Origin of the sequence: Pseudoflavonifractor sp. MSJ-37 (assembly GCF_018917965.1) — a bacterium.
Classification (GTDB): domain Bacteria; phylum Bacillota; class Clostridia; order Oscillospirales; family Oscillospiraceae; genus Pseudoflavonifractor_A.
Map to the genome: position 1 here is coordinate 1 of NZ_JAHLPP010000012.1, position 5,584 is coordinate 5,584.

The window sequence follows — 5,584 nt, forward strand, 5'->3', positions numbered from 1 at the left end:
GCCCGTCTCCAGGCAAGTATTTTCGGCGCAGGTGAGCTTAACTTCTGTGTTCGGGATGGGTACAGGTGGACCCTCACCGCAATCAACACCGACTGTCTCTATTCTACTCTTTTCTCGCTCTCTCGTCAAGAGCTTTGGTGACCCGTACCGGATTCGAACCGATGTTAACGGCGTGAGAGGCCGCTGTCTTGACCACTTGACCAACGGGCCATTGGTGCGCCTTCAGGGATTCGAACCCGGGACCCACTGATTAAGAGTCAGTTGCTCTACCAACTGAGCTAAAGGCGCGTACTTTCCTTCGAGAAGGAAGGTACGCGGGAGGAGCTCTATGCATCTCCTCCCACCTCCGCTCTCCTTCTCAGAAGAGGGGCGCTCCTGCACCCTCAAAACCGAACAATGTAGTCTTCCGCTCCGCTCGCAAGCGCCTGCATTTCTTTCTTGTCACTTAAGGTCAAGCCCTCGGCTGATTAGTACCAGTCAGCTGCACACATCACTGTGCTTCCACCTCTGGCCTATCGACGATGTAGTCTACATCGAGCCTTACCTCATGAAGAGTGAGAGATCTCATCTTAGGGGGAGTTTCACGCTTAGATGCTTTCAGCGTTTATCTCGTCCGTACGTAGCTACCCAGCTATGCCCCTGGCGGGACAACTGGTGCACCAGCGGTACGTCCATCCCGGTCCTCTCGTACTAAGGACAGCTCCCTTCAAATCTCTTACGCCCGCAACAGATAGGGACCGAACTGTCTCACGACGTTCTGAACCCAGCTCGCGTGCCGCTTTGATTGGCGAACAGCCAAACCCTTGGGACCGAATACAGCCCCAGGATGCGACGAGCCGACATCGAGGTGCCAAACCTCCCCGTCGCTGTGGACGCTTGGGGGAGATCAGCCTGTTATCCCCAGGGTAGCTTTTATCCGTTGAGCGACGGCATTTCCACTCACATACCGCCGGATCACTAACTCCAACTTTCGTTACTGCTCGACCCGTCGGTCTCGCAGTTAGGCTCGTTTATGCGTTTACACTCAATGCACGATTTCCGTCCGTGCTGAACGAACCTTTGAGCGCCTCCGTTACCTTTTTGGAGGCGACCGCCCCAGTCAAACTGCCCACCTAACAGTGTCCCCCGACCCGATCCAGGGCCGCAGGTTAGAAAACCAGCAGATCAAGGGTGGTATCCCAAGGATGGCTCCCTACAGGCTGGCGCCCGTAGTTCCATGCCTCCCACCTATCCTGTACATGATCTACCGATCTCCAGTATTAAGCTACAGTAAAGCTCCATGGGGTCTTTCCGTCTAGTTGCGGGTAACTGGCTTCTTCACCAGTACAACAATTTCGCCGGGCGGGCTGTTGAGACAGTGCCCAAATCGTTACGCCATTCGTGCGGGTCAGAACTTACCTGACAAGGAATTTCGCTACCTTAGGACCGTTATAGTTACGGCCGCCGTTTACTGGGGCTTCGATTCGAACCTTCGCTTGCGCTGAGCTCTCCTCTTAACCTTCCAGCACCGGGCAGGCGTCAGCCCATATACGTCATCTTTCGATTTAGCATAGACCTGTGTTTTTGGTAAACAGTCGCTTGGGCCTTTTCACTGCGGCCTCCCGTAGGAGGCGCCCCTTATCCCGAAGTTACGGGGCCAATTTGCCGAGTTCCTTAACAACCCTTCTCCCGTTGGCCTTAGGATTCTCTCCTCATCTACCTGTGTCGGTTTGCGGTACGGGCGCCTTAGTATACCTCACGCCTTTTCTCGCCTCTGGACATCGAGGACTTCCCTACTATAGTTCGGTCCCTTACGCCCGGGTCTACCAACGCCCGGGTCCCTCTATTCCAAAGTGTCAGCGTGCTTAAAGTTCGGCGGCTACGGAATCTCTACCGTATGTGCATCGACTACGCCTCGCGGCCTCGCCTTAGCTCCCGGCTCACCTTGGGCGGACGAACCTTCCCCAAGAAACCTTAGATTTTCGGCCATCATGATTCCCACATGATTCTCGCTACTCATTCCGGCATTCTCACTCGAATACAGTCCACCGCCGCTCTCGCTGCGACTTCGCCCCGTATTCGACGCTCCCCTACCCCTGTCCTAAGACAAGCCCAAGCTTCGGTCATATGCTTAGCCCCGTTATATTTTCCGCGCAGAGCCACTCGACCAGTGAGCTATTACGCACTCTTTTAATGAGTGGCTGCTTCTAAGCCAACATCCTGGTTGTTTTCGCAGCTCCACATCGTTTTCCACTCAGCATATGTTTGGGACCTTAGCTGTGGGTCTGGGCTGTTTCCCTTTCGACAATGAAACTTATCTCACACTGTCTGACTGCTATCCATCATTTATCCGGCATTCAGAGTTTGATAGGGTTCAGTAACCTTATCGGCCCCTAGCCCATTCAGTGCTTTACCTCCGGTAAACTAAGATAACGCTAGCCCTAAAGCTATTTCGGGGAGAACCAGCTATCTCCGAGTTCGATTGGAATTTCACCGCTATCCACAAGTCATCGCCGATCATTGCAACGAGCGTGCGTTCGGTCCTCCATGGAGTTTTACCTCCACTTCAACCTGCTCATGGATAGGTCACCCGGTTTCGGGTCTATCGCCACTGACTTCATGCGCCCTGTTCAGACTCGCTCTCGCTTCGCCTCCGACACTGAATGTCTTAAGCTTGCCAGTGACGATAACTCGCCGGACCATTCTACAAAAGGTACCTCATCACCCATTGACGGGCTTTGAGTGCTTGTAAGCACAAGGTTTCAGGTTCTGTTTCACTCCCCTCCCGGGGTCCTTTTCACCTTTCCCTCACGGTACTGCTCCTCTATCGGTCATCAGGTAGTGTTTAGGCTTGGAGGGTGGTCCCCCCTGCTTCCCACCGGGTTTCACGTGTCCGGTGGTACTCTGGATACTCACTGACCAGAATCGTCTTTCACCTACGGGACTATCACCCGCTATGGTCGGCCTTCCCATGCCGTTCGATTAGACTACCTGACCGTTATGTGAGTCCACAACCCCGAGAGACGAGTCTCTCGGTTTGGCCTCTGCCGCGTTCGCTCGCCACTACTTGCGGTATCTCGGTTGATTTCTTTTCCTCGCCCTACTTAGATGTTTCAGTTCAGGCGGTGCCCTTCCTACGCCTATTTGGTTCAACGCAGGATGCTGGAGTATTGCTCCAGCGGGTTCCCCCATTCGGATATCTCCGGATCAACGCTCATTTGCAGCTCCCCGAAGCTTTTCGCAGCTTGTCACGTCCTTCATCGGCTCCTGATGCCAAGGCATTCCCCTTGCGCTCTTTCTAGCTTGACCTCGTAGAACAGCTCTAGCTGTTCTCTATAGTCATCAAGAATCATGCAGGCTCCAGAGTTCATTCTTTGGCTACATTGTTTTACCCTCTGCTAGAACAGCTTCCGCCATTCTATTCTAAGTTCCACAACATTTGCTTTGTTGCCCTCTGTTGCTTGCTTGCATCACTTTTGATCTACATTGTTCAGTTTTCAAGGTGCAGGTCTGACCTCTCTCGAGGCCAGGTCGAAACTCCCGATCTCTTTCAGGAGCTTCGACCTGGCTTCTTTTCGAGTGGTGGGCCCAAGTGGACTCGAACCACCGACCTCACGATTATCAGTCGTGCGCTCTAGCCAGCTGAGCTATGGGCCCATGTCGGTCCACTCTGGTGGAGACGATCGGGCTCGAACCGATGACCCTCTGCTTGCAAAGCAGATGCTCTCCCAGCTGAGCTACGCCCCCATCTCGTGTACCCTCTAAATTAAACAACGTGAAAGCTTTTCCACACCAGAAACTGACCTTAGGACGTTACACAGGAGCTTGCTCCTGTGAAGTCTCCTTAGAAAGGAGGTGATCCAGCCGCACCTTCCGATACGGCTACCTTGTTACGACTTCACCCCAATTATCGAACCCACCTTCGGCCGCGTCCTCCTTGCGGTTAGACTACGGACTTCGGGTGTTCCCGACTCTCATGGTGTGACGGGCGGTGTGTACAAGGCCCGGGAACGTATTCACCGCGGCATGCTGATCCGCGATTACTAGCGATTCCAACTTCACACAGGCGAGTTGCAGCCTGCGATCCGAACTGGGATGGCTTTTAGGGGTTTGCTCCACCTCGCGGTCTTGCTTCCCTCTGTTGACCACCATTGTAGTACGTGTGTGGCCCAGGACATAAGGGGCATGATGATTTGACGTCGTCCCCACCTTCCTCCGTTTTGTCAACGGCAGTCTCGCTAGAGTGCTCTTGCGTAGCAACTAACAATAGGGGTTGCGCTCGTTGCGGGACTTAACCCAACATCTCACGACACGAGCTGACGACAACCATGCACCACCTGTCACCGGCGCCCCCGAAGGGGAAAGACTATCTCTAGTCCGGTCGCCGGGATGTCAAGCCCTGGTAAGGTTCTTCGCGTTGCTTCGAATTAAACCACATACTCCACCGCTTGTGCGGGCCCCCGTCAATTCCTTTGAGTTTCAACCTTGCGATCGTACTCCCCAGGTGGGATACTTATTGTGTTGACTGCGGCACGGAGGGGGTCAGTCCCCCCACACCTAGTATCCATCGTTTACAGCGTGGACTACCAGGGTATCTAATCCTGTTTGCTCCCCACGCTTTCGCGCCTCAGCGTCAGTTGCTGTCCAGCGATCCGCCTTCGCCACTGGTGTTCCTCCGTATATCTACGCATTTCACCGCTACACACGGAATTCCGATCGCCTCTCCAGTACTCAAGAACTACAGTTTCAAATGCAGGCTATGGGTTGAGCCCATAGTTTTCACACCTGACTTGCAGTCCCGCCTACACGCCCTTTACACCCAGTAAATCCGGATAACGCTTGCCACCTACGTATTACCGCGGCTGCTGGCACGTAGTTAGCCGTGGCTTATTCAAGAGGTACCGTCATCTTGTTCGTCCCTCTTAAAAGAAGTTTACAACCCGAGAGCCTTCTTCCTTCACGCGGCGTTGCTGGGTCAGGCTTGCGCCCATTGCCCAATATTCCCCACTGCTGCCTCCCGTAGGAGTCTGGGCCGTGTCTCAGTCCCAATGTGGCCGGCCGACCTCTCAGTCCGGCTACTGATCGTCGCCTTGGTAGGCCTTTACCCTGCCAACTAGCTAATCAGACGCGAGGCCATCTCAGAGCGATAGATCTTTGATAGCAGAGCCATGCAGCTCCGCTATTTCATGCGGTATTAGCAGTCCTTTCGGACTGTTATCCCCCACTCCAAGGCAGGTTCCTCACGCGTTACTCACCCGTCCGCCACTAAGCAACTCTATCCGTTGTCCGAAAACTCCGTCAAGAGCGCTCCGTTCGACTTGCATGTGTTAAGCACGCCGCCAGCGTTCATCCTGAGCCAGGATCAAACTCTCAATAAAATGGTATCTAAAGAGCTTCCGCTCTCTAAATCGATCTTATCGAAGCTGATTCAAGCTTCAAAGAAATGTTTGACAGTCGCCCCTCCACAAACTTCTGCTTGTGAAGGACGATTTGTCCTTCTGGTGCTTCGTGTTACTTTCACGTTGTTTAATTTACAAGGTACACGCTCGACAGCTTCCGCTGTCCAGTGCGCTATATTTTAGCACACTCTCGTTCGCTTGTCAAG

Annotated in this window: 4 tRNA genes and 3 rRNA genes; all 7 read right to left on the bottom strand. The window is 53.7% G+C overall.

Going from position 1 to position 5,584, the window contains the following annotated elements:
* Window positions 1-93 (bottom strand): 5S ribosomal RNA (gene rrf / locus KQI12_RS12265); the annotation flags it as partial.
* 42 nt (window positions 94-135) lie between these two features.
* Window positions 136-210: transfer RNA gene (locus tag KQI12_RS12270), tRNA-Glu, on the bottom strand.
* A 2-nt stretch (window positions 211-212) separates the two neighbouring features.
* A tRNA-Lys gene (locus KQI12_RS12275) sits at window positions 213-288 on the bottom strand.
* 159 nt (window positions 289-447) lie between these two features.
* A 23S ribosomal RNA gene (locus KQI12_RS12280) occupies window positions 448-3,288 on the bottom strand.
* Window positions 3,289-3,559: 271 nt separating this feature from the next.
* Window positions 3,560-3,636 (bottom strand) — tRNA-Ile (locus KQI12_RS12285).
* 14 nt (window positions 3,637-3,650) lie between these two features.
* Window positions 3,651-3,726, bottom strand: a tRNA-Ala gene (locus KQI12_RS12290).
* A 101-nt stretch (window positions 3,727-3,827) separates the two neighbouring features.
* Window positions 3,828-5,357 (bottom strand): 16S ribosomal RNA (locus tag KQI12_RS12295).
* Between the last annotated feature and the right edge of the window lie 227 nt (window positions 5,358-5,584).